This window comes from Streptomyces sp. NPDC051569 (assembly GCF_044454085.1).
Classification (GTDB): Bacteria; Actinomycetota; Actinomycetes; order Streptomycetales; family Streptomycetaceae; genus Streptomyces.
In genome coordinates this window covers 51,241-74,400 of record NZ_JBITDJ010000022.1, presented here as the reverse complement: position 1 = coordinate 74,400, position 23,160 = coordinate 51,241, and the positions used below count along the sequence as shown (strand labels likewise).

The 23,160-nt window shown below is 71.2% G+C and carries 19 protein-coding genes; 16 read left to right on the top strand and 3 right to left on the bottom strand.

Features of this window, described 5'->3' with window-relative positions; translation table 11 throughout:
- Positions 1-419 precede the first annotated feature (419 nt).
- Positions 420-1,052, top strand: a complete 633-nt coding sequence (locus ACIBAE_RS25495) for a LuxR C-terminal-related transcriptional regulator (protein ID WP_399289691.1) — start codon at positions 420-422, stop codon at positions 1,050-1,052.
- Positions 1,053-2,036: 984 nt separating this feature from the next.
- Here the strand turns inward: ACIBAE_RS25495 and ACIBAE_RS25490 are convergent.
- Together ACIBAE_RS25490 and ACIBAE_RS25485 are read right to left on the bottom strand one after the other, a co-directional pair.
- Entirely contained in the window at positions 2,037-3,596 is a 1,560-nt protein-coding gene (locus tag ACIBAE_RS25490) for a hypothetical protein (RefSeq protein ID WP_399289675.1), read from the bottom strand.
- Positions 3,597-3,913: 317 nt separating this feature from the next.
- Complete coding sequence (locus ACIBAE_RS25485; RefSeq protein WP_399289673.1) at positions 3,914-4,789, bottom strand: hypothetical protein; 876 nt, start codon at positions 4,787-4,789, stop codon at positions 3,914-3,916.
- A gap of 395 nt (positions 4,790-5,184) precedes the next feature.
- Here ACIBAE_RS25485 and ACIBAE_RS25480 point away from each other — a divergent pair, with 395 nt between their 5' ends.
- Genes ACIBAE_RS25480 through ACIBAE_RS25470 form a run of 3 tightly spaced genes read left to right on the top strand, consistent with a single transcriptional unit; the run spans position 5,185 to position 7,996 of the window.
- Positions 5,185-6,159, top strand: a complete 975-nt coding sequence (locus ACIBAE_RS25480) for a nucleoside-diphosphate kinase (protein WP_399289671.1) — start codon at positions 5,185-5,187, stop codon at positions 6,157-6,159.
- The gene (locus tag ACIBAE_RS25475) at positions 6,156-6,971 is read left to right on the top strand and encodes a phytanoyl-CoA dioxygenase family protein (protein ID WP_399289669.1); all 816 of its coding nucleotides are present in this window, start codon (positions 6,156-6,158) and stop codon (positions 6,969-6,971) included. Before ACIBAE_RS25480 ends, ACIBAE_RS25475 begins: the two co-directional genes overlap by 4 nt.
- Positions 6,972-6,976: 5 nt before the next feature.
- Positions 6,977-7,996 carry a class I SAM-dependent methyltransferase gene (locus ACIBAE_RS25470; protein ID WP_399289667.1) on the top strand — a complete coding sequence of 340 codons (1,020 nt, stop codon included), beginning with the start codon at positions 6,977-6,979 and terminating at the stop codon, positions 7,994-7,996.
- 90 nt (positions 7,997-8,086) lie between these two features.
- Here ACIBAE_RS25470 and ACIBAE_RS25465 read toward each other — a convergent pair whose 3' ends face one another.
- On the bottom strand, positions 8,087-8,233 hold the full coding sequence (locus ACIBAE_RS25465) for a hypothetical protein (RefSeq protein ID WP_399289665.1): 147 nt from the start codon (positions 8,231-8,233) through the stop codon (positions 8,087-8,089).
- 100 nt (positions 8,234-8,333) lie between these two features.
- On the opposite strand from ACIBAE_RS25465, the gene ACIBAE_RS25460 reads away from it, so the two are divergent.
- The 12 genes from ACIBAE_RS25460 (at position 8,334) to ACIBAE_RS25405 (ending at position 23,132) form a co-directional block, all read left to right on the top strand.
- A complete protein-coding gene (locus ACIBAE_RS25460; RefSeq protein WP_399289663.1) occupies positions 8,334-10,058 on the top strand; it encodes a hypothetical protein in 1,725 nt (574 codons plus the stop codon).
- Positions 10,051-10,776 carry a hypothetical protein gene (locus ACIBAE_RS25455; protein ID WP_399289661.1) on the top strand — a complete coding sequence of 242 codons (726 nt, stop codon included), beginning with the start codon at positions 10,051-10,053 and terminating at the stop codon, positions 10,774-10,776. Before ACIBAE_RS25460 ends, ACIBAE_RS25455 begins: the two co-directional genes overlap by 8 nt.
- 17 nt (positions 10,777-10,793) lie before the next feature.
- Positions 10,794-12,083 (top strand): YcaO-like family protein, encoded by a 1,290-nt coding sequence (locus ACIBAE_RS25450; RefSeq protein WP_399289659.1) that lies wholly within the window; start codon positions 10,794-10,796, stop codon positions 12,081-12,083.
- Positions 12,080-13,273: a TfuA-like protein gene (locus ACIBAE_RS25445; RefSeq protein WP_399289657.1), complete on the top strand. Its 1,194-nt coding sequence runs from the start codon at positions 12,080-12,082 to the stop codon at positions 13,271-13,273. The genes ACIBAE_RS25450 and ACIBAE_RS25445 overlap by 4 nt, the downstream gene beginning before the upstream one ends.
- Positions 13,274-13,378: 105 nt before the next feature.
- Complete coding sequence (locus ACIBAE_RS25440) at positions 13,379-13,828, top strand: cupin domain-containing protein (RefSeq protein ID WP_399289655.1); 450 nt, start codon at positions 13,379-13,381, stop codon at positions 13,826-13,828.
- Entirely contained in the window at positions 13,825-15,129 is a 1,305-nt protein-coding gene (locus ACIBAE_RS25435; RefSeq protein WP_399289653.1) for a hypothetical protein, read from the top strand. Before ACIBAE_RS25440 ends, ACIBAE_RS25435 begins: the two co-directional genes overlap by 4 nt.
- Before the next feature lie 134 nt (positions 15,130-15,263).
- On the top strand, positions 15,264-15,827 hold the full coding sequence (locus ACIBAE_RS25430; RefSeq protein WP_399289651.1) for a DUF6939 family protein: 564 nt from the start codon (positions 15,264-15,266) through the stop codon (positions 15,825-15,827).
- A 14-nt stretch (positions 15,828-15,841) separates the two neighbouring features.
- Positions 15,842-17,218, top strand: a complete 1,377-nt coding sequence (locus ACIBAE_RS25425; RefSeq protein WP_399289649.1) for a phenylacetate--CoA ligase family protein — start codon at positions 15,842-15,844, stop codon at positions 17,216-17,218.
- 87 nt (positions 17,219-17,305) lie between these two features.
- A complete protein-coding gene (locus tag ACIBAE_RS25420) occupies positions 17,306-18,979 on the top strand; it encodes an Ldh family oxidoreductase (protein WP_399289647.1) in 1,674 nt (557 codons plus the stop codon).
- Positions 18,976-19,839, top strand: a complete 864-nt coding sequence (locus ACIBAE_RS25415; protein WP_399289645.1) for an HpcH/HpaI aldolase/citrate lyase family protein — start codon at positions 18,976-18,978, stop codon at positions 19,837-19,839. Before ACIBAE_RS25420 ends, ACIBAE_RS25415 begins: the two co-directional genes overlap by 4 nt.
- Before the next feature lie 120 nt (positions 19,840-19,959).
- Positions 19,960-21,303 carry a helix-turn-helix domain-containing protein gene (locus ACIBAE_RS25410; protein ID WP_399289643.1) on the top strand — a complete coding sequence of 448 codons (1,344 nt, stop codon included), beginning with the start codon at positions 19,960-19,962 and terminating at the stop codon, positions 21,301-21,303.
- Between the two features lie 488 nt (positions 21,304-21,791).
- Positions 21,792-23,132: an alanine--tRNA ligase-related protein gene (locus ACIBAE_RS25405; RefSeq protein ID WP_399289641.1), complete on the top strand. Its 1,341-nt coding sequence runs from the start codon at positions 21,792-21,794 to the stop codon at positions 23,130-23,132.
- Positions 23,133-23,160 lie beyond the last annotated feature (28 nt).

Here is a 23,160-nt window from a genome sequence, read left to right as displayed (position 1 = left end):
CGGTCTCCCCGGTGCCCACCCGGGCTGTCGCGACCCGCCGTCGCGCCCCCCATCGCCGAAGAAACCTCAGGAGAACCTCAAGCACGACTCAATTGAGCAGATACGCCCCTTCTCCGACCCGCCCGGCATGCCGGGATTTGCCCGCCTGTCGACGTCGCATTGCGGACCGAACCTTCCGGGGGTACGACCACAGCTTTAGCCAGGTGAACAGGGTTGTTGTTGACGCGCAAGAGCGCAGTTATCTAGTCTTAATTCGGTAAACGGAAAACCGGTCAATCGGGGCTAGCCAGACCGGATGACGGAACTATTGACGAGTAACGTCCCAGGAATGACAGAGAATCGGGGGGACCCGAAAGGATGGCGGTACCGTGGCGATTGCCGCAATTGCAGATTCGGCGCAGGGCACACTCGGCCAGCGCATAGTCGACCAAAACGGACGCCCAGGTGCTCCGCAGTTCGATCAGCCAGGGCTCTGCATGGCCTCGCTCGACCCGACCCTCACCATCCAGCAGGCGAACCAGGAGTTCTACCGCCAGTTCGGTGACTCCTCGGCGGGTGTCTGCGGCCGGAGCTTCCGTGACCTGGTGCATCCCAGCGTCCAACAGCCGCTGATGCGCCAGTTCAGCCGGCTGGTCGAGGGCAAGCGCCAGCGCTTCGCCTCTCATGTGGTGGCCCTGGGACCGGAGGACTCGGCCTTCGCCGGCACGCTCACAGCGGCGGCGGTGACCGGGGAGACCCCCGACGTGGCGGCGATCCTGGTCCTCATGCGCTCCTCGGAAGGTTCCGAGGACGCCGGTGTCCTGACCAATCAGAAGAAAATCCTCACCGAGATCGACGCCCGCATCCTGGAGGGCATCGCCGCAGGTCTGTCCACGATCCCCCTGGCATCGAGGCTCTACCTGAGCCGCCAGGGCGTCGAGTACCACGTGACCGGTCTGCTCCGGAAGCTCAGGGTTCCCAACCGGGCCGCCCTGGTCTCCCGTGCCTATTCCATGGGGGTCCTCAACGTCGGCACCTGGCCGCCGAAGGTCGTCGAGGACTTCATCAAGTGACACCGCCCGGCCGGTCCCGCTGACCGGCCAGGGCGCGGTCCGCCTGCTCGCAGCGGCCTGTTCCGGCGTCCACGCCGGAACAGGGATGGTGGAGCCGGCCGGGCCCCGCCGCCCGGAAACCCCGGCGGACGGCAGGCATACCGGCCGGCGCCCTCCACCGTCCCGCTCACGCCGGACCGTCCCTTCCGTGGTCGGTACGGCCCTGCCCCCCGCACCGCGATATCCGCCCGCCGAACGGTTGAGCCCTGGACGAAGGGCTCCACGGTCCGCGCGTCTTCGCATTGCCCCTCCTCTTCTCCGGAGCCGCCCAGTGGGCGGCTCCTCCGTCTTTTCGTGGCAGGCGTCCCGGAGCCGGGACAGTCACACGGAGTCAAAATGTCGCGCTGCGAGAGTCCGTTTCCGGCTGGCGGGCCGCTTGTTTGCGCGAAAATTGGCGCCGCGCACCGGAGACGTGAACAGCAGGAGGCGGCCGAGGGGACTTACGCGGGATATTTCCCCGGTGAAGTTCCGGTGACCCCGCTATTCATGCCGGTGGCAGGCAGAAGGGTTTCCCGTCGAGAACACCGTGTGTGGATGCGATGATGATCGACGACCTTCCAGCAATTGGACAACGTGAAGTATCACCGGTGTTCCGAGTTCGTATGAAAGCGTAGGCGTGTGGTTATGTGCCTCTCGGCTGTGGTTTTACTGCCCGAGTCGCCCGGCGATTTCAGAGGGGCGGGGACAGCGCCTCGGCGAGCCGGCGATGACGCCGGCCGACCGCTTCCGGGCGGGCCGAGCCGCACAGTCCGCGAGCCGCTGCCCGCCCGGCCCGCTCCACCGGCTTCCCTCCGTGCTCACGGCTTCCCTCCGTGTTCACGACACCCCTCCAGGCCATCGCTCAACGCGTTCACCCACCTGTAGAGGAGGTGTCCACCCGACGGTCCGGTCATGCCGACCGCCCCGCCTCTGGCCAGTTGTCGCCAGTGACCACCGGTGAAGCGGTCATCTGCGGGGCGACAGGTAAGCGACGGTGGACGTCGGCTCCCCGGTGACGACACACAGAGCGGGCTCAGTCAGCCGCCGCAGCCCGAGGACCTCGCCGAGCCCCCAGGAGCCCGCTTCGGTGACCGCTTCGCGGGTCGCCCGCAAGGGCGTGACCGCCACCGCGCGAGCGGCCAGGATCTCCCGGACGTTGTTCCGGTCGGCGGGATGGCACTGGCGGCGCACGAACTCCCTGGTGCGCGCGAGATATCCGGTACCCACCTCGTCGAGCGCCGCGGGCAGCAGCTCCGCGAGCTGGGCCGCGTTGTCGGTGAGCAGCACGGCCTCATGGCGGGTGTCCGCACGCACCACCACGGCGCGGGTCCGGTCGCCCGGTCGCCTGCGCGACTGGAGATAGACGCGCAAGGGCACGCCCTGGCGGCGCCATCGCTGGTGGAGTCGGCCGACCTGCTTGCGGTCGTCGGTGATATCCAGCGACCCGGTCACCCCCAGCCGGCCGAGCTGATCCACCAGGGCACGGGCCTCGTCCTGCTCCTGCGCGTCGCCGCCCGACAGCGTCACGGCGACCTGGACGGGCGCGAGATCCGGGTGCACCAGAAGCTCACCGGCCGCGTCCATGCCCAGCATCAGGTGCATCAGTACCAGTCGGCGGGTGAGCGCCCCGGTGACATGGTGGGTGTGGTGGAAGCCGGTCCTGTCGCGGTAACCGACCCCGTAGATCTCCGAGAACCGACGGCCCTGCTGGTAGACGCTGCCGACCTGGATGGTCGTTCCCTGGGGCAGGGGCACATCCCCGCCGACGGTCACGTCCGCCACACCGGCGTTGTTCGTCCACGGAGGACGCGTCCCCCACAGCGCCGGCACATGCATCTCGGCACAGAGCCGCCGCGCCATCGCCACGGCGTCGGTGAATCCCTCCCGAGCGGTGGCGTCGTCCGCGAAACACGCCTGGAACTCGTAGACGTCGGAAGCCTCGATGGCGCGGAAGACACTGCGCCCGGAGCGGGCCGGACGGAAGTAGCGCGTGCGGCGGTAGGCGCGCACGGGCAGGTCGGCGGAGGTGCGGACCATCTGCGCCCAGTGCGTGTAGACGGCGCCCTCCCCGGTCGGGGTCAGGACCATGCGCTTGCGCTCGGCGCCCCAGTCCGCGTCGTCGCCCGCGAAGAGCAGAGCCCCGTCGAGCGGCATGATCTTCCTGCTCGGTTCCAGTACGGACGAGGGGACGAGCAGGGGATAGTCGTACTCCTCGTAACCCCGACGCTCGTACACCTGCCGCACGATGCCGTCGAAGCGACGCATCAGCCGCATGCCGTACGGCAACGTGACGGTCGCGCCCGGCAGTTCGATCGGCCCCTGGTCGATCACGTCCGCGTCGCGCAGCCATCCGGCGAACCGCCGCATGTCGAAGCGTCCGGCCGCGCCGTCGGCCGCCGTCAGGGGGATGACCGTGGCACCGTCGCGTGGCGGCTGCCAGGGCAGGGCATCGGCGCGGGGACGGGGCGGCGCGGGCGGTTCCCCCTGGTCCCAGGGGAGTATGGCCGAGAGGTCCAGCTCATCCACGGCCGCCTCCCGCCAGGTCGGCGGTGCCCAGCCGGGACGCGCGGCCCGGAAGGCCGGGAGTCGGGGTCCGAGCGCGCCGTTCCCGGCCGGCGGGGAGCCACGTCGGCGAGTCGAGGAGATGAGGCGCCCGTTCCTCGGTCGGCGGCGGGTACGGAGACAGCAAGGGGGGTGTCTGCACGGGGGTGATCCTCATAGCTCGGGGGAACTTGGGGGGAGGGCCGCGGAGGGCGCGGAGCCCCGGGTGGACGTCCGGACGGGGCGCACGGCCGCGTCGGCGTGACGGCGGGCCTGCCGGAGCCGGCTCCGCCAGGGGGTGTTCAGCCGACCGGCTCCGGCGCGGCCGGACGCGGGAGGGGGATCCGCTCCAGCAGACCCGATTCCTTGACGAAGCGGCCCCGGCGCTCGTACAGGCCCACCAGCATCTCGGCGGACCCGTCATATCTCTTGGGGAGCGGTGAGTCGGGGATGGCGGCGAGCATCGGAAGGCCGGTGGCCCGCGTCAACCGGTCCGCCAGCGAAGGAACGTAGGGCGTGCCGCCGACCTGATTGAGTACGAAGCCGACCAGCAGGGCGCGTACCGCCGGGGTGAGCAGCGAGGGCAGCCCGGCCAGTGCCGCCAGATGGCCGGAGCGACGGGGGTTGGTGATCAGTGCCACCGGCAGGCCGGCGTGGGCGGGAAGTACCTGGTTGGCGATGTCGTCGGCGGGCTCCAGCTCTCCCGCGCCGCCCGCGCCCTCGACCAGCAGCCAGCGGCGGGTGGCCAGGAGCCGCTCGTAGCCTTCGATGACGGCCTGTTCGCACACGCGCCGCAGCGGGTCCGGCAGCCGTCCCGCGTCGAGGCAGTCCTCGCCCGCGACGACAGCGGTACCGACGTGCTCGCCCCGGACGTAGAGGTCACCTTCGGACGCGCCGGGGCCGGGCAGGTCGACCACCACGGGGTTGTTCCACCAGCGCACGGGGATGTTCGCGGCGCCGCAGTTGTGCAGAACACCCCGCTGCCAGGGTTCGACCGACGAGTAGGCGGGGTCGTCCGGGGCGACGACCGCGACCGCCTTGAACGGCTCACAGGCGATGCCCTGCCGGCGCAGGGAGTCCATGACGCCGATCGACACGCCTGTCTTGCCCGCGCCCGCGGCGGACCCGAGGACGGTCAGCCCGTGCGGCGCGTGGTCGGCAAGGGATGTCGCGGTCATGCTGCTCACCGTCATTTCGTTTCCCATCGGATCATGCCCGAGGAGGTGCCCTCAGGAGAATTGACCGACCTGCCCGACAAACGTCACTTCGCCGTCACAGAGCCAACGCGAAGTACCATCGCATTAAGTTGACAATCTCGTCAAGTAACGGGTCATGCAATGACTGGTGATGATGCATCCGTTGCCTCTTTTCTTGATACACCCTGTATGAGCAGGCACTTTGTGTCGAGGAGTCGATCGTCTGACGGTGGTAAACGACAGACCAGGTCCTTGACTTAGTCAGTCACAATGTGAGTCACTATGAAGCAGATTGAGTTTTGCCTCCTGCGGCCGGCCCCGCGTCCGACCCGCGTGATCGTGCCGTGGACCAAACGCCCGGAGAAAGGACGGCCCCGGTGCCGGATCTGGACTATCGCCGCACAGCTCTGATGGTCATCACTCCCGACGCGGTGCACCGGGACCTCGGCGCCGAGATCGTGCGACGCGTCCACCTCGCCGGCTTCCGCGTCGCCGCCCACCGCCTGTGGCCCGCGGCTCCCGGGAACCTGGACGCCTTCCACCGGCGCAACGAGCCCGTGGCCCGGGACCCGGAGCTGTACCGGCTGGTCGAGGCGTTGTTCGACTTCGGTCCGCTGCTGGCATTGGCCGTTCAGGAGGGGGAGGGCCGGCCGCCTTACGACGTGCACCGCCGCCTCGCCGAGCTGAAGGGGCGAGGCGACCCGGCCTACGCCGCACCGGGCTCGATCAGGAAGGACCTGGGCTCGATCAACACGATCCTCAACATCGTCCACTCCTCGGACGACGCGGAGGACACCGCCCGCGAAGCGGCCCCCTTCCTCGAAGGGGGGCACGGCCCGCTGGAGTCCGGACTTCCCGAGCTGCACCGGTGTCTGCGCCTCCTGGGCCGGGGACGGCCTCCGGAGAGACGCATGTTCGGTGACGTACTCGCCGGGGTGCGCGCCCGGGTGCTGACGGCGCTCTGGCCCCGCCTGACAGACCGTCAGCGTGCCGCCGTCGACGAGTGGCACACCACCTCGGACATGAGCCGGCTCGCCGGCCCCGACGGCAGCCGACTGCTGGCCGCGCTGCTCCCCGCCGGGCATGGACTGGACGGAGTCGTCACTCCTCCTGAGTACGGCGGGGAAAACCCCGGCGGGCCGGCGCCGGTGGAAGTCGCCGCGCTCGCGCGCCTCGGGGTCGTCCTCGACCCGTGGGAGCACCTGGTACTCGCCACCTCCCGCTACTACCCGCCGCTTCCGGCCGGCCGGGCGGCCGGTCCCCGCGCGGACCCCGCACGGCGCCTGACCGCCGCCGGCCGGGCCGTGTCCGCCGCCGGTACGCCCCTCGAAAACCAGGAGCAGGAACGATGACAGACAGCATTCTCACCGAGCGGCAGCGCGAGGATTACCGCGCCCAAGGCTTCGTCGGCCCTCTCACGCTCATGCCGGTCGACGAGATGGAGGCGCTGCGCCCGGCCCTGACCGAGGTCCTGAACAGCCCCGGCCTCGCCCCCGCTCCGCCGGCCGAGCAGGTCGCGGGACGGCTCGCCTCGCTGGTGGCCGATCAGGGCGGCGACAGCCCCGTCCCCTACATCGAGAGCCGCCATCTCGACTCTCCCGTCGTGCACCGGCTGTGCACCCACCCGGCCCTGCTGTCGGCCGCCCGCGCCCTCTACGGCGAGGACCTGCTGCTCTGGCGTTCGACGTTCATCGCCAAGGCCGACGGAGGCCCGGAATTCCAGTGGCACCAGGACTGGGGAGGCGTCTACGCGCCGGGTGAGGAATACGGACTTGAGCCCCCGCTCCACTTCACCTTCTGGATAGCCATCAGCGATGTCACCGAGGAGAGCGGCTGTCTGCGCTTCGTGCCCGGTACCCGCGCCGTGCTGCCGGCGCGTCCTCACGGCGCCGGGCAGCGCGCCACCCTCCTGGTGGAGGACGACCAGGTGGACAGCTCCACCGCGGTCTCCATGCCTCTGCGTCCCGGGCAGTGCGCGGTCTTCACCGACCGCGCGCTGCACGCCTCGGGCGTCAATGTCTCCGGTGAGCGGCGACTCGGTCTCGCGGTCCGGCTGACGGTGCCGTCCGTGAAGGTCCGGCCGCACTTCCCCCGGCACTCCTGCGTCGTGGTCAGCGGAGAGGACCGGGCCGGCCTCAACACCCTGACCACACCGGCGCGGTGACGGCCATGACGGATCCGGAGGAGGCGAGCCCTCCCCTGGACGCCGAGCAGACGCTCCATCTCCTCGATCACCTGACGTGGTCCGGCGACGAGCCCGGGGACCGCTGGGAAAGCGCGGCGCGGCACATCGGGCAGCGCGTCACCGACCGGCCCGTGCCGACGGCCGCCGCGTGCGGGGCGGCCGCCGGGCGGCTGCTCGCCGGCCGCCCCGGCACGCGGGCGCCCGACCGGGCCGTGTTGGACCCGGCCGTGTTCGACCGGACCGCGCTCTACCGGGCCAAGTACGACGCGCTGGCCCTGCTGCACCCGGACGACTGGCTCACCTACATGAATATGGGCTACCAGGACGAGGACACCCGGGACGAGCCGGAGGCGGAGCCCGCCGCCGCCGTCGCCGGCGGCCCGGCCAGGCTCTACGGACTGCTGGCCGGCGCACTCGGGCTCGCGGACTCGGACGTGCTGGACATCGGTTGCGGCCGGGGCGGCGGGGCGGCGCTCCTGGCGGCGACACCCGGGGTCCGCTCCGTGGTCGGCGCCGACCTCTCACCGCGCAACGTGGAGTTCTGCGACCGGGTGCACCGCGCGGACTCCCTGTGCTTCGTGCGCGCGGACGCCGCTCGGCTGCCGTTCACCGACGCGGCCTTCGACGGGGTGACGATGGTGGAATCAGCGCACTGCTTCCCCCGGCTCGACGCGTGCCTGGCGCAGGCCCGCCGGGTGCTGCGTCCCGGGGGACGGCTGGCCTTCGCCGACGAGTGGCCGGCCGCCCGGATTCCGGAACTCGCGGCCCTCGTGACCCGGGCCGGCTTGCGGGTGGTCGACCAGGCCGACATCACCGAGGGCGTCCTGCGATCCCTGAGCCTGCTGCCGCCCCGGGTGACGCGGCTGCTGGCGACGCTGCCGGAGGGGCCCCGCCGACGGAGCTACGAACGCTTCTTCCGGGACCGGATCGGCGGTGACTCGGCGGGCCTGTACCGGTCGGGGCGTTACGTGTACCTGCGGCTGAGCGCCGTCCGCGACGGATGACGCCCGGGGCGGGAAGCGGTCAGGGCCGCGCCGGCGCCGTACGGGCCGGTGACCTGCCGACGGCCGGGACGCCGTCGGCAGGAGGAACGGTCACCAGTAGGTGATCACACCTTCGAGGATGCTGTCCTTCACCGAGGCGAGCTCCTCGAAGTACTCCTGGCGGTCCTGCTCCGGATCGGCACCGGCACGAGGTCCCGGTGCGACCTGCGATTCGCTCTCCGACTGGTTGTCAGTCATTTCACTCCTTCGGTCGCGAATTCTGTGACACGCCGGCCGACAACCGGCGAGCCCCGACCATATTCGCCACCATGATGCATGACAAGGATTTGTGACTAGCGTGTCAATTTCCCTGGGGCAGGATGTGCGGCCCGGTGTCCGCACGGCGGAGCCGCCCGGTTCGGCAGGCGGTGTCGTCATGGGATGGGGCCCGGCCGACGACCTCGTCCTCGGTTACGCGCACGCCCTCGGCCGCCCGGTGCGGACCTTCGTCGACCGCGCGTCCGCGCTCGACGCCCTGACCGACGCCGCCGAGCGGTACTCCTCGGTGTTCCTGCTGGCACCGGAGTCCGATCTGGACTTCGGGACCGTCGACCGCGTGATGGAGACGGGGCGCTCGTCGCGGGTGCCGATCGGCCTGCTGCCGCTGCCCGAGGACGCCGCCGAGGCGGCGTTCCTGGTGGACCGCTCCCGACGGCTGGCCGCGCCCGCTCCGAGGCACCGTCACCGCACAGCCCTGTACTGCGACTTCGCCTCCGGACCTCCGGCGGCACTGCCCGGCGCCTACGGCTCCGGGCAGGCGGACGCGTTCATGGCCCGGCTGACCGAGGGCGTCGAGGCACTCGTCCTGCACAGCCACGGCAACGGAGCGGATTTCCGGGTGGGCAACCACGTGCTGTGCTTGCGCGTCGGCCCACGGGCGCCGAAGCCCGGTCGCGACAAGGAGCACTTCCTGCCCTGCCAGGCGGGCGGCACGTGCCGGCTCGACCACAAGACCGGCTTCGTCGCCTACCACGGCGCCTCCGCCGTGCGCGCCCGGCTCGTGGTCATGCTCTCCTGTTCCGCCTATCAGCCGCACGGAGGGCTGCTCCAGGCCAGGTTCCAGTTCTCCCAGCACCTGCTGCGGGCGGACCACGCGGCCGCCGTGGTCGCCTCGATCCGCATCAACCACGGCACACCGCAGCTCGGCGTGGCCGTGACCCGGGTGCTGGAGGACGGTGCGACGGTCGGCGAGGTCGCCCTGCGGATCAACCAGCTGGCCCCCGAGGGCGCGGCTTCGTACGTCTGCCTGGGCGACCCGGACCTCGCGCTGCCGCCCCCTCCGGTGCGGACCGGCCGCCGGTCCGCCGTCCCGGCCGGCCCGCCCGTGCCCGGTGACACGCCGGCCGCCCCGGAGGAATCCGGCGGTGAGCGCGCACCCCGGGCCGCGAAGCCGGAGCGTGCTCCCGGCCGCGCCTGGCAGGCCGGGGTGGATCTGCTGTTCGCGGCGGACCTGGCGGCCGGACACGGTGCCGCCACGACGGCGAGCGCCCTGGCCACGGCCGCCGCCGGATCGCTTCGCGCCGGCGGGTCGACCCGGTTCGACCACCTGATCGCCCGCATGCTGGCCCGCACCACGGCGGTGGACCACGGTGCTCCCGGCTGGCAGTCGTTGTGCTCCCTCACCTCCCGCCGGCCCGGCGCTCCCTGTCCGCTGTGCGGCCGGACCACGGTGGAGGAGGAGCACACCGCTCTCCTCTACAGCGGATACCGCAGGCTGGTCGCCCGCTGCCCCGAGCACGCGGTGGTACGTGATCTCCCCGCGCCCCCGCCCGGCCCCCTCCCCGGGGACCTCCACTTCGACACGCTCTCCCGCACGGTCCGCTGGGACGGCACCGGGCTGCCGGGCGTCTGCGCGATCGTGCCGGGCGGCGCCCTCCCGCGGCCGGTCTGGCGGACCGCGGCGGCCGGCCGGTGCACCGTCCCCGCCACCCGGACCGACCACCTGACCTTCGTCCACGTGGCGGCCGGATCGTTCTCCGCGTTCCGCGTGGCGCCGGCCGTGAGGAGAACCGCGCATGCCTGATCACGCACCCGATCGCGCCGCGAGCCGCCTGCTGCAGGCCGTGACCGTACGCTCGGCCGTCGCCGCGGGGGACTACCCGAGCGGGCAGGGCGGACGGCTCGCCGAGATGCTGGAACACCTGGCGCGGCGCGCCGCCTACCCCGCCCGGCCCGCCCCCGGCGCGGCCGGCCCGGGGACCGTCCCCGCCGGGGAACCCGTCACCGACTCCGTCGCCGACCGGGCCCTGGCCGCCTTCCTCAGCAGGATCCTCAGCCGCCGGGGTCCGGACATCCACGACTACCTGAGCGGGGCCCTGGGATACAGCCCGGAACGCGCGACCGGTCTGCGCCACTTCTGCGGCCGGCGACTGCTCGTGCTCCAGCTCGTACCCCGGTGGACCACCGGTGGCGTGCGCGACCTCTACGTCTGCGAGCGGTGCGGTCCCGCCTGCACCGTGCCGAGCGGCGGAAGGCCCCCCGGCCGCATCGAGATCGACGCCTCGCGCGTGCGCGTCGAGTTCGCGGAGCCACTGACCTCCGACGGCTGGTACACCGCATGCCGCCAGCCCATCGGCGGGCACCCGGAAGAACCCGGGGCGCCCCGTCCCCTGCGGGCCGGCGCGACCGGGTTGTCGGTCGAGCTGCCCGCGCGGACCACGCGCGGCCTGCGCCGCTTCGCCATCGCCCTGGTGGCCGACGGTGAATGCGTCGTGGTCCAACTCCCCACGCAGGAACAGTGAACGGTGAGGTGACGTCCGTGCAAGCGCTCAAGACTCCCATTCCCAAGGACCACCGGGGCGGGACCCATCGCTCCCGTCCGCCGTCCCAGACGCTGGCCGACTACGGCGGCCGGATGAAGGAGATGGGCATCACCCGTCTCGCCAACGTGACGGGCCTGGACTGGATCGGCATCCCCGTCTACAACGCGATCCGGCCCAACTCCCGCTCCCTGTCCGTCTCCCAGGGAAAAGGCGCCGATCACGACTCGGCCGCCGTGTCGGCCCTGATGGAGTCGGTCGAGTACTGGCACGCCGAGTTCTTCGACGGCCCGCTCCGCCACGACTCGTACCAGAACCTGCGCCGGCGCCTGCCGGTGCTCGACGTCGGCCAGCTGCCGTTGCGCGGTGGCCTGGACACCGTCGGGGGCAGCCGCGAGACCCCGGCGCGGGCCCGGCTGCGGACCGATCTGCCGATGCTGTGGACCGAGGGGTACGACCTGCTGACCGACGCCCCGATGTGGCTGCCGCACGAGAACGTCCGGCTCAACAAGGTCGGCATGGACTACGCGGCGAGCACCTTCCGGGTGAGCTCCAACGGGCTGGCGTCCGGCAACAACATGATCGAAGCGATCATTCACGGCATCTGCGAACTGGTGGAACGCGACGCCCTGACGATGTGGTGGCAGGGGCTGCGCGGTCCCGATGACGTGGACGCGCGCAAGCTCGACCTGTCCACGGTCGGCGACCCGCTGTGCTCCGGACTGCTCAAGACGTTCGACGAGGCCGGGATGGAGGTGGCGGTCTGGGACGTCACCTGTGACACCGGCGTGCCCGCCTTCCAGTGCTGCGTCCTGGAGCGCGACGACAGGGTCGCCTGGAGGTCGTTCGGCGCGTGCTGGGGGTACGGGGCCCACACGTCCCCCGCCGTCGCGCTGTCCCGTGCGCTGACCGAAGCGGCCCAGAGCAGGATCACGGTCATCGCGGCCAGCCGGGACGAGAACTTCCGCACCATGTACGACGCGCAGAACGACGCGCGGACCCTGGCCAGGACCCGGAAGATCTTCTTCTCCGCACCGGGCGCGTACCGCTTCGATCCCTCCGCCGGTTTCGACCACGACACCCTGAACGAGGATCTCGCCGAGCTGCTCCGCCGGCTCAGGAAGGTGGGCGTCGAGAACGTGCTCACCGTCGACCTCACCCGGCCGGAGCTGGAGATCCCCACCGTCAAGGTGGTGGTCCCAGGGCTGGAGTACTACTCGCTCTTCATCGGATACACACCAGGGCCGCGCGCCCAGCAGCGCCTCGCCCGCGCCCAGGAGGCGTCATGACGGCCACGTACGTCTTCCTCGGGCCGAGCCTGCCCCTGGACGAGGCCCGTGAACTGCTCGACGCCCACTACCTGCCTCCCGTGAGCTGCGGCGACATCACCGACCTCGTGCTGGACCGGGAACCGCCGGCCGCCATCGGCATCGTCGACGGGCTGTTCGAGCAGGTGCCCACGGTCTGGCACAAGGAGATCCTGTTCGCGCTGAGCAAGGGTGTCCGTGTCTTCGGGGCGTCCAGCATGGGCGCGCTGCGCGCCGCCGAACTGCACACCTTCGGCATGGAAGGGGTCGGCGGCATCTTCGAGGCGTTCCGTGACGGGCGTTACACGGACGACGACGAGGTGACGATCGTGCACGCCCCGGCGGAGGACGGCTACCGCTCCCTGTCGGAGGCCATGGTGAACCTGCGTCACGGCCTGGCCGCCGCGCGGGACGCCGGGCACATCGGCGCCGTGACGCACGACCGGCTCGTGCGGGCGGCCAAGGAGACGTTCTACCCCGAGCGCTCCTGGGGCCGGGTGCTCCAGGACGGCCGGAGCCTGGGCCTGCCGGAGGCCGAGCTCGACGCACTGCGCTCCTTCACGCGCGGCACCGCGCCCGACGCCAAGCGGGACGACGCCCGCGCCCTGCTGACGCACATGCGCGGAACGCTGGAGGCCGGGCGCCCGCCGTTCACCCCGGACTTCGACTTCGAGCCCACGTTCTACTGGGAGAAGCTGCTGACCGTGGTCCGCCAGCAGCGGACCGAGCGGGAGGTGAGCCGGCTCCTGGGCGTGTCCGCGACCGCGCTGATCGACCACCTGTCGGCCGTCGATCCCGGGGCGGTGGACCGGGCGCTGGGGGAGGTACTGGTCCGCCAGGAGGCGGACCGGCTCGGCGTCCTCGTCCCGGAGGAGACGCGCGGGCGCCATGCGGCCCGTCACCGGCCTCCGCACGGGGCGCACGGGGACGGTGCGCTGACCGACCTGCTGGCGGAGCGCGACGCGCTGCGGGAGGTGCTCGCCAAGCGGCTCCAGGGGGAGCTGGCGGGTCCCGTCCTGCGCTCACTGGCGGAAACGGGCCGGCTCGACGCCGTCCGCGAGGCGCTGGCGGCCCGTCCGGTGCCGCCGTCCGGTGCCACGGTGCCCGCCGCCGGGGAGGAGATTCCCGCTGATTCCCCGCGCGTACCCGAACCCTCCGGACGACGTGAATAACCATCAGTCACGTCAGTCAATAAACGTTGACTCGTTCATCGTAATTCTCTAGTCTAGAATTCGATGCGATCCTTTGAATCGTCCAATTCCTTCTGAGGAGTAGAAATGGGCAGGACTTTCAATCCCGACGAGCACATAGCGAACGTGCTGGAGTCGGCGGAACGCGCCATGTACGACGACGCGGGCGTCCGGCTGCGGGACATCACCGGGGTCGCGGGCGCCTCCGCCCGTATCACCGGGGGACTCCCCATCGGCGTCGACCGCATCATCATGAACCCGGGCGCCGGCTTCCCCCTCCACGTCCACGAAGGCGCGCACCTGCTGTACGTCCTCAACGGCAACGGCGGCCTGCACATCGACGGGCAGGACTACGTGCTGCGCACCGGCGACTCGATCTACGTACCGGCCGAGTACCCGCACGGTGTCCAGGGACCGCTCGACGACCAGCCGCTGGAGTTCCTCGCGTTCGGCGCGCCGCATCACCCCATCGACTCACACACCCGTATGACCCTGATCCGTCAGCAGGAAGGTGCCGAGGCGGTGCTGATCCCATGAGCGCGCGCACCGGGAACGTCCCGGAACCCCTGCCCGTCCCCACCCCGGACGGCCCCGCCCATCTGCCGCTGCGCTGGGAGAACGGGGAAACCCCCTTCGTGCTCTGGCACTTCGACTTCGGCGGTGACCGGTGGGTGGCCGCCTACACCGGCGACCTGGCCGACGGCCGGCCCGTCCCCCTGCGCATCGAGTCGGCGTGCGTCTTCGGTCATGTCCTGCGCTCGGCGCAGTGCGACTGCGGATATCAGCTGGACGAAGCCATGAAGAGCTTCGCCCGCGACGGCCGCGGACTGCTGCTGTACGGCGTCGACCAGGACGCCCGCGGACTCGGCATCGCCGCCCACTTCGCCATCTACGCGATGCGCCAGCAGGAGAACCTGGACACCGACGCCGTGTACGAGCGCCTCGACGCACCCGTCGACGCCCGGTCCTACGAGCCGGTCGCGGCGATCCTGCGCCACCTCGGCGTGTCCGGCGTCCGGCTGCTCAGCAACAACCCCCGCCGGGAGGCGTTCCTGCGCGAACACGGCTTCGCCGTGGAGACGCAGGCCCTGGAAGCGCCCCTCGACGTCCACAACATGAGCACGCTGATGCTGGAGAAGGAGGACCTCGGATACCGCTGGTCCTTCGAGACCCACGCCGACTGGCTGGAACCGCTGCAGGAGACGGTGGCCGGCCGGCCCGGCCGCTCGGCCGCCTGGGCGGTCGTCCCCGGGGGCGGCACGGCCGACGGACCGCTGGCCCGCGCGCACGATGACGGCGAGGGCGAGCTGGCCCGGCGGCTGGCCGCCGCGCTCGCTCCCGCGAAAGCGGCGGAACCGGCGGAACCGGCCGCCCGGGCGGAGCCGACCGGCACGCTGGTGGTCTACCTCACCGATCTGCCGCGCGCCGACGAACTGCCGCTCTACGCGGGCCTGGGCGCGGCGGTCGTGGTGGTCCCGTTCGCGGATCTGCCGCCCGCCCTCCACGCGGCCGCCCGTGAGCTGGGCCTTCGTCTGGTGGACTGGGAGCGTCGCAACGCCTACCGGCAGGAGCGCCCGCAGTGGTGGCTGACCCACCGGGGCGCGGAGGCCGATGTCTACGTACGCGGCACACGCGTCCGGTGCGTACCGGTGCACGCGGCCACCGCCCCGGCGGCCGACCGGGTCGCCGAGCTGGAGCGCCACTGCCGGACCTGGGACCTGCCCGAGGGCACCCGGATCGACACCGGGCCTTCCTGGACGGAGTTCGACCTGTCCGCGACCGGCGTCGGCGCCGAGGATCTCGCCGCGCGGCTGTCCGCGTACGCCGCGGCGCCGTGACCGGCCCGAAGCCCCTCCCGGCACGGCCGGGCCGGTGCCGGGCGGTGTCCCGGGCCGTCGGAACGGCGAGTACCAGGGGCCCCGCGCTCTGTGTGGACACCGCCCTCGCGGCGCCGGCGTCGATGCGGCGCTTCATGACGATGAACCCGTTCCATCATGATCCGGACTGGCGCATTCCGGTGCCTGGGCAGCCCCCGCACCTCTCGGCCTGTTCCGTGGAGAGCGTCTGGCAGGCCCTCAAGCTGGTCGACGGTGCCACGGACCTGCCCATGCTGACGCGCCCGGCGGACAAACGCCCGCCGGAGGCGGAGCGGGGGGAGGGCTTCGACTACCGGGCCACGACGCTGTGCCACGCGGGCCGCCCCGCCGGGCTGGTGGACGCCCGCTACCTCATCTACCTGCCGGCCTACCTGTACGCGTTGGACCAGCTGGTCCCGGAGGAGGTGCTCGCGGAGATCGGTGAGGCGCTGGCCGCCGGGCGGGAGGTCCTCTTCTACGACTGGGACGACAACGTCGACATCGAGGACGCCGGTTCCTCCTTCAGCCACTCCGCGGTGCTGGCCGCGTGGTTCGGCGGGAGTGTCGAGCACGACTTCGTGGCGCGGCGAGCCCGGTGGTTCGACCGGCCGGGCCGGACCGCGCCCGGTGCGGATCCGCCCCTCGCCCTCGACCGCTACCGGCGATTCCACCAACCCTGAAAGGCTGTCGCGTCATGCCTGTTCCCAGAAGGCTTGCCGAGTCCCTCTACTGGCAGGAGCAGCGTCTGCGCGGTCGCGGACCGGTCCGCGAGCGCCTCGCCCAGCTCCGCTCCCACCAGGAGAGGACGCCGGCCGAGATCGCGGAACTGCAGTTCGAAAAGCTCCGTACGACGTTCCTGCACGCCTATCGCACGGTGCCGTACTACCGCCGGGTGATGGACGAGCGCGGCATCCGGGATCTGGACTCGCCCGAGGACCTGCGCAAGCTGCCGCTGCTCACCCGCGACGTACTGATCCGGGAGCAGGACCAGCTGGTCTCCGACGAAGCCGACCGGAAGACCCTGCAGACCAACTACTCCTCCGGATCGACGGGCCGGCGGGCGGAGTTCAAACAGGACCTCGACTTCCGCCAGTGGATGCGCGCCCACCAGCTGCGCACCTATGAGTGGTGCGAGGGCTGGCAGCTCGGTGATCCGTTCGTCCTGCTGTGGGGATCGGAGATCTACTGGTCGTTCAAGCAGCTGTTCGACCGAGCCGAGAACCTGCTCACCAACCGCCGTGAATTCAACACTTTCCACCTGTCACCCGAACTGATCAGCGCGGTCCTCGACCAGCTCGTCCGGTATCAGCCCAAGCTGATCAGCACCTACTCGAACGCGATGCACCTCATCGCGAAGGAGGCGGAGAGCAGGAACATACGCATCCCCGGTCTGCGCGCCGTGCAGGGCACCTCGGAGCCGCTGCCGCCGGCCCTGCGCGCCACCATCGGGCGCGTTCTCGACTGCGAGGTGTACGACAAGTACGGAATGCGCGAGACCAACATCATCGCCCACGAACAGCCGGGCGGCGGACCCATGATGATCCAGGCGGAGAACGTGTTCGTGGAGTTCCTCGACGAACAGGGAGAGCCCTGCGGCGACGGGCAGACCGGCCGGATGGTCGTGACCACGCTCAACAACCGCGCGATGCCCCTCCTGCGGTACGAGACGAGCGACCTGGCCGCGCCACTGCCCCGGGCCGCCGACGCGACCCTTCCGTATCCCGCGATGACCTCGGTCGCGGGGCGGTTGCAGGACCTCATCGTGACACCGGCGGGTGGTCACGTGGACGCGTACCTGTTCTCCTACCTGTTCATGCGCTTTCCCGAGGTGCACTGGTTCCAGGTTCTGCAGCGGCATCCGGAACGGCTGCTGGTGAAGGTCTACGCCCCCGGGGGGCTGCGCAAGGAAACCGCGCGGACCCTCGTCGAGCGCATCCACCACCACACCGGCTTCGCCTTCGCGGTCGAGTTCGAGACGCTCGACCGCATGCCGGAGTCCTCCACGGGCAAGTTCCGCCTGTGCGTCTCCGAACTCGGCAGGCCGGCACTCGAAGGAAGCACGCATGGCTGAGCGACATCGCCCGCCGTACGCCGCCACCGCGCGTCCGTACGCCGGCACCTACGGTTCGCCCGCCGGTGCCGTCCCGCGCGGGACGTCATGACAGCCGCGCTCCCACCGCCGGTGCGTGTCGTCGTGATCACCGGCGCTCCGGGGGCCGGCAAGACCGAGACCGCCCGCCGCCTGGTCCGCCGCTATCAGGTCCCCGCCGCCCTCATCGACACCGACACGGTGGCCGACGTGTATCCCTGGCGGGCCGACGAGCGGCTGTACGAGGTGCTGGGAAGCAACCTGCGCAACTGCCTCGCCACGTACCGGGAGTGGGGTGCCCGCGTGATCGTCGTCAGCGGGGTGATGCTGCCCGGCCGCTCCCTCGACCAGTTCAAGGACCTGATCGATGATCCCTCCCTGGAGTGGGTCTTCTACGGGCTGCGGGCGGGGCCCGAGGAGTTGGCGGCCCGTATCCGCGCCGACGCCAAGGTGCAGGACGCCGAGGGCCGGCTCGCATGGTCACACCTGGACGGCGAGGTGCCCTCCGTGCCCGGTATCCGCCTGATCGACACCCGCGCCAGGAAGCTGGGTGAGGTGGTGGACCTCATCGCCGCGAGTGAGTCCGCCGATCTGCCGGCCGGCACCGTCTCCGGGAACCCGGCGGGGCGGACGGGTCCCCGGACCCCGGCCCCGCTCCCGCGCCCGGAGCCGGACGTGCGCGAGGGCGTGGCATACGTCTCCCCGGACGAGGCGGCCGCCGTGTGCCGGACGGCCCTGGCCCGGATGGGCTTCCCCGAGCAGGCCGCGGCGCGGACCGCCGCGGACCTGGTCGCGGCCGAGGCCGCCGGAATGCCCTCGCACGGACTGCTGCGGGTGCCGGAGTACGCCGCCTCCATCGAGGCGGGGCACCTCGATCCGTCAGCTGTCCCCCGGACGAGCCGCACCGGCCCCGGCGCGCTCCTGGTCGACGGCCGCCGGGCTCCCGGAGCGACCGTACGGGAGCACCTCGTGCGCGCGCTCACCACGGCCGGCGCCGCGGGGCCGGCCGTGGTCGGCCTGCGGTCCTCCGGGCATCTCGGACGTCTGTCGGAGCTGGCCCGGCAGGTCACCGCGGAAGGACTGGCGCTGGTCGGCTTCGTCAACTACTCCGGAGCGGGCCGGAAAGTGGCGGCGGCGGGCGCCGCCCGGGGCACCTGGGGCACCAACCCCGTCGTCCTCGGCTGCCCGGCGCCGCCCGGTCCGCCGATCATCGCGGACATGAGCACCAGCGTCGTGGCCGAGGGCGTCGTCCGGGCCGCACTCCTGAGCGGCGCGAGCGTGCCGCCCGGCTACCTCATCGGTCCCCGGGGCGAGCCGGTGACCGATCCGCGACTCCTGTACACCGATCCGCCGCGGGCCGCCATCCTGCCCGCGGCGGGCCACAAGGGCCACGCCTGGGCGGCCTTCGCCGAGGTGCTGGCCGGCGCGGTGGCCGGCGCCGGCCATCTGGGCGATCCGCAACTTCCCGGAAACGGTGGCCTGTTCATCGCATTCCGGGTCGACGCACTCGGACGTACCGGTACCGACGTGGCGGCCTGCGTGGCTCTCATCGAGGAGCGACTGCACGCCGCCGCCGACCCGTCGGCGCACACCCGCCCGCGTCTGCCCGGCCGCGGTTCGCGTCCGGCGAGGCCCCAGGCCCTTTCCGTTCCGGCCGGCCTCTGGGACCGACTGCGCGATCCGGCCGGCCTCGCGGACTGGACCACCGTCCCCCGTACCTCCCCCGAAAGGCGCCCGTCATGACCACGGACACCCCCCACCCTCTGCTGCGGCACGACGACGCGCTCCGCCGGCGACGCTCCGGCGAGGGGCCCGCTCTCGGCATATTCCTGGTCACGGCCAACAGCATGCTCGCCGAACTGTGCGGCACCGTCCCGCTCGACTGGGTGGTGCTCGACATGGAGGCGTCGCCGATGACGAAGCACGACGCGCTCCACATGCTGCAGGCGCTGAGCGGTTCGGACTGCACCCCGATCGTGCGGGTGCCCTACCTGGACCACCACCTGATCGAGCACGCGCTCGACGTCGGGGCGGCGGGTGTCATGGTTCCGAAGGTGGACGACGCCCGCGCGGCGGCGGCCGCGGCGGCCGCCTGCCGGTTCCCGCCCGAAGGCAGCCGCGGCCTCAACCCCGTACGTGCCTCGGGCTACTTCAGCGACGTACCCGGCTACCTGGCACAGGCCAACCGGACCACCGTCTGCATGGTCCAGATCGAGTCGGCCGAAGCGGTGGCGAACGCCGCGGCCATCGCCGCCGTCGAAGGCGTCGACACCCTGTTCATGGGAATGGGCGACCTCGCCTGCTCCCTGGGGCAGCCGGGGGTCCTCACCGGACCGGCCATCGACGCGGCCCGCGCCGAGGTACTGGCCGCGGCACGGGCGCACGGCAAACAGGCCGGCATCTTCGCCTACGGACCGGATCTGGCCGAGCAGTACACCCAGGAGGGATTCGACGTGATCGCCTTCGGAAACGAGGTCAAGCTGCTCCGCGACTCCCTCATCGGCGGTGTGGCCGCGCTGCGGGCCTGCGTGCAGGAGCCGTGCCCGCCGGTTCGGACGGCGGCCGGCGACGTAGCCGAAAGGGCGGCGGCGGGACGGACCTGATCACGATGCGAGGGCGGCCCTGGGATTCATTGTCCGAGCCGCGAGTAGCATTGCTCGGGGGTTAAGTGGTTGACTCTGGGTCACATTCCGTCTATTCCTTGTCAAGGAAGGAGGGTCGCAGTGTCAGGTACAGAAACGCTCGGGTCGCGGATCCGAAGGCTGCGCCGGGCCGCGGGCTTGTCGCAGGACGGACTGGCAGGTCAGGATCTGTCTCCCAGTTACATTTCCCGGCTCGAAGCCGACAAACGGATTCCGTCCCCTGAGGTCACACGGCAGCTGGCGGAACGCCTCGGATGCGCTCCGGAGTATTTGAGCGGCGCGGTCACGAAGCCGGACACCACCTCGCTGGAGGTCGAGCTGCGCTATGCCGAAATGGCGATGCGCAGCGGAGACCCGTCGGCGTCACTGGCCGCTTTCGAGGAACTGCGGAGAAACGTGTCCGCGTCGGAGCACCGGGACCTCTGGTACGCGGCGGAGCTCGGCGCCGCCCGGTCGCTGGAGCACGGCGGGCGCCTGGAGGAGGCGGTGGTCCGCTTCGAGGCGCTGCGCCGGCACTCCTTCGAAGAGGGCCGGACCGCGCTGCACCGCCTCACCATCGTGATGTCGCTGTGCCGCTGCTACCGGGAGCTGGGGGACCTGTCGCACGCCATCGAGCTGGCGGAGAGCACTCTCACGGAGCTCCAGTCGCTGAAGCTGCCGCCCACCGTCGCGTACCTGGAGCTGCTGTCCACGCTCGTGGGCATCTACTGCGAACGGGGCGATCTGCACCGGGCGGACTACCTGGCCGCCCAAGCAATCGAGCAGGCGGGCATCATCACCGACCGCAAGGCCCTGGGCGCCGCGTACTGGAACGCCAGTATCGTCCTGCACCGCCAGGGACGCTCCGCGGAGGCGCTGACCCTGATCAGCAAGGCGGTCGCGATCTACTCCGAGGGAGAGGACGAGCGGGCCCTGGCCCGTGTCCGCAACGCTTACGCGGGGGTCCTCCTCCAGTCGGACGACCCCGACCCGGAAGCGGCGAAGAGCCTGTTGAGGCAGAGCGCGAGTGTCCTGTCGTCCGTGGGAAGCAGCGTGGACGTCGCCTATGTGGAGACGGCCTGGGCGCGCGCGGAGCTGATGGCGGGTGAGCCGCGAGAGGCCGTCGAGCACGCGCACCGGGCCCTGGACCTGCTCGGTGCCGAGCACCGCCTGGAGAGCGCACGCGCTTATCTCGTGCTGGCCGCCGCCCAGATGAGGATCGGGGACCAGAACGCGGCGCAGGCGGCCTATGAACGCGGCGCGATGATGCTGGAGGCGTCCGAGGCGGGGCGGCAGGCCGGTTTCGCCTGGTCGGAACTGGCGGAGATCCTGGAGCTGTGCGGCGAGAGCGAACGCGCCCTGTGGGCCTACCGGCAGGGCATGTTGAGCATGGGCCACCGAGGCGGTCTGCTGACCAGCGCGGACCGGACGGCCACCCGTTACTGATCCCTTCGCCCGGGCATCGGCCCGCAGGACGCCCCGGAGGCAATGTTTCCGGGGCGTCCTGTTTTCGCTTAGCAACACAAAGGGATGTCCTTGTCGACAAAGGGTCCGTCATCCGCCGCCGTGACAGTGGTCACCGAGCTGCTCGCAGATTCCTTCACCCAGGTCGCGACCGCTCCGGTCGACAGAACGAGTGCGAAAATGAGACTGAACGCCCCTGATTTAAGCAACATATTGCTCTCCCAATCACGTCAACAGGACCTCGCGAGCGACTTCGTCAGTAAGTATTGGTTCCATGACTGATCTTGTCAATGTGTGAATAGGCAAGTTGAATAATCCTCATTGCCCCTTTTGTACATCGTTTTCATCTCTTCGATGATTGAGGAGATGTCCATTCTTGCGGCGTGATGCGGCTAATGTCACAGGCAGTCAATAAAAGTCAACGTCAGTCAGTAATCTGTAGTTGGTAATCGTTGTCAATCGGAGGGTCAATGGCTACATCGAGTGCATCGGAAGGGTGCGGCGGCCTCGACGCGGCGTCCGCGGCCCTCGGGCTCCGCGGGTACCGCCGGCAGCCACCGCCCGGCCTTCTCGCCCGGACCCAGGACCGGACACCGTTCGCGTCGTTCACCGCCACCTCATGGGCCGCGCCGCTGCTGGCAGGAGTGGCCCCGGGGCAAGGCGGCGCCCACACCGTTCGCTGGTCCGTTCGCACCAGCCGTCCGTTCTCGGTGCCGGTCGCGATACCACCGTCCGCGCAACGCGTCCTCAGTGCGGTCTGGCGGGGGCGGCGTCCGTACGGCGCCGCCCTGGAAGAGGTGACCACCGCACTCGCCCGCAGCGGCCTGAAGGACAAGGACCTCCGCTATGTCGTGACAGCGAGCCCCGAGGACATCGGACGGCCGATGGCAGCGCTGAGGCAACTGGGCGTGCCGCCGGACGACTTCGCCGTGAACGGGACGCTCGCCGGGGCGCCCCGGCGTATGCGGCCGGCGCTCGGTCCCCTCCTGGCGATCGAATTCCCCGTCGGGCCGCCGTGCTCGGCCGGCTGTACCCCGGGATGCCGCTGCGGCCGGTACCTGCTCCTCGCGTACCTGCATTTCCGCACCGACGGGGACCCGGGCCGGAAACGGGCGCAGACGCCTCACCTCTTCGAGGCCGTGGTGCTGGAGAGCGCCGTACTCTGTGCCGTCCACGGCATCCGGGACCCCTACGCGCTGCCCGGCTTCGCACCGCTCACCGAATATCTGCGCACCCTCATGCCGCCGCACGAACGCGAGGGGCTCCGGGCCCAGCGGGTACGGCTCCTGGCCGACCGCGTCTTCACGTCGGCCCTTCTCCTGGGGGTCGGCGCGTCTCCGGGACCCCGCGGACCCGCGCACGTGATGCGCCGGCTGCTCCGACAGGCGGCCTGCGAACTCGAACTCACCGGTTCGCCACCCGCCGAGCTGGGCCGGCTGGTCCACCACGCCGACCGTCTGGTGCGCGTCCCGCTGGGCTTCCAGCCCCTGGCGGCGGCGGACCTGCAGACGGTCCACCGGGAGGCCGCGGCGTTCCAGCGTGTCCTCGCGGACGGCTATCCGCGCCTCGCTCTCGCCCTGCGCCGGGACGGCACTCCGGAGGAACGCGCGAGAACACTCCTGTGGCTGCGCTCGGTCCACGGGGTGCCGGTCAGCATGGCCATGTCCTGGTGCCGGGACCGCGAACTCGACGTATCGTTAACGCACTTCGCGGCCGCGGAACTGGCGGATCGCGAACGGGCCGCCCCGGCCTCGATGTCCGGGACGGCGGGCCCCCCGGCGCCGGAGGAAGCCGGCCCGCGCCTCCTCTGACCCCCGCGCCTTCTCCGACGGGCGAGCC

What these genes read in the sequence shown, in the direction of transcription:
- ACIBAE_RS25485 (WP_399289673.1), bottom strand. Translation starts at nt 4,789, where the DNA reads ATGACCGCGACATCCCTTGCCGACCACGCGCCGCACGGGCTGACCGTC.
- ACIBAE_RS25475 (WP_399289669.1), top strand. Translation starts at nt 6,156, where the DNA reads ATGACAGACAGCATTCTCACCGAGCGGCAGCGCGAGGATTACCGCGCC.
- ACIBAE_RS25470 (WP_399289667.1), top strand. Translation starts at nt 6,977, where the DNA reads ATGACGGATCCGGAGGAGGCGAGCCCTCCCCTGGACGCCGAGCAGACG.
- ACIBAE_RS25465 (WP_399289665.1), bottom strand. Translation starts at nt 8,233, where the DNA reads ATGACTGACAACCAGTCGGAGAGCGAATCGCAGGTCGCACCGGGACCT.
- ACIBAE_RS25455 (WP_399289661.1), top strand. Translation starts at nt 10,051, where the DNA reads ATGCCTGATCACGCACCCGATCGCGCCGCGAGCCGCCTGCTGCAGGCC.
- ACIBAE_RS25445 (WP_399289657.1), top strand. Translation starts at nt 12,080, where the DNA reads ATGACGGCCACGTACGTCTTCCTCGGGCCGAGCCTGCCCCTGGACGAG.
- ACIBAE_RS25440 (WP_399289655.1), top strand. Translation starts at nt 13,379, where the DNA reads ATGGGCAGGACTTTCAATCCCGACGAGCACATAGCGAACGTGCTGGAG.
- ACIBAE_RS25435 (WP_399289653.1), top strand. Translation starts at nt 13,825, where the DNA reads ATGAGCGCGCGCACCGGGAACGTCCCGGAACCCCTGCCCGTCCCCACC.
- ACIBAE_RS25430 (WP_399289651.1), top strand. Translation starts at nt 15,264, where the DNA reads ATGACGATGAACCCGTTCCATCATGATCCGGACTGGCGCATTCCGGTG.
- ACIBAE_RS25425 (WP_399289649.1), top strand. Translation starts at nt 15,842, where the DNA reads ATGCCTGTTCCCAGAAGGCTTGCCGAGTCCCTCTACTGGCAGGAGCAG.
- ACIBAE_RS25420 (WP_399289647.1), top strand. Translation starts at nt 17,306, where the DNA reads ATGACAGCCGCGCTCCCACCGCCGGTGCGTGTCGTCGTGATCACCGGC.
- ACIBAE_RS25415 (WP_399289645.1), top strand. Translation starts at nt 18,976, where the DNA reads ATGACCACGGACACCCCCCACCCTCTGCTGCGGCACGACGACGCGCTC.
- ACIBAE_RS25405 (WP_399289641.1), top strand. Translation starts at nt 21,792, where the DNA reads ATGGCTACATCGAGTGCATCGGAAGGGTGCGGCGGCCTCGACGCGGCG.